The sequence below is a fragment of the Streptomyces tricolor genome, from assembly GCF_002155905.1.
Taxonomy (GTDB): domain Bacteria; phylum Actinomycetota; class Actinomycetes; order Streptomycetales; family Streptomycetaceae; genus Streptomyces; species Streptomyces tricolor.
The window spans coordinates 1-336 of the sequence record NZ_MUMF01000348.1 but is presented as its reverse complement, the minus strand read 5'-3'; the positions used below and the strand labels follow the sequence as shown (position 1 = coordinate 336).

1 protein-coding gene is annotated in these 336 nt (G+C 72.9%); it reads left to right on the top strand.

Annotated elements, in window-relative coordinates; genetic code table 11:
- Window positions 1–336 (top strand): EF-Tu C-terminal domain-related protein (locus CCN44_RS46435; RefSeq protein ID WP_414820518.1); only part of this gene is annotated, 336 nt, incomplete at both ends.

The following is a 336-nucleotide window of genomic DNA, read 5'->3' as shown; positions in this document are numbered from 1 at the left end:
ACCGTGTCGACGTGCTCGGCGCCGGCGTCCAGAGCGTCGTGACCGGTCTGGAGACCTTCGGCAAGCCGATGGAGGAGGCCCAGGCCGGGGACAACGTGGCCTTGCTGCTGCGCGGCGTCGCGCGGGACGCGGTCCGTCGCGGGCACGTGGTGGCGGCACCGGGGAGCGTGGTGCCGCGCCGCCGGTTCACGGCCCGGGTGTATGTGCTGTCCGGGCGCGAAGGGGGTCGTACGACACCGGTTGCGACCGGTTACCGGCCGCAGTTCTACATCCGTACGGCGGATGTGGTGGGGGTCGTGGACCTGGGGGAGACGGCCGTCGTACGGCCCGGGGAGA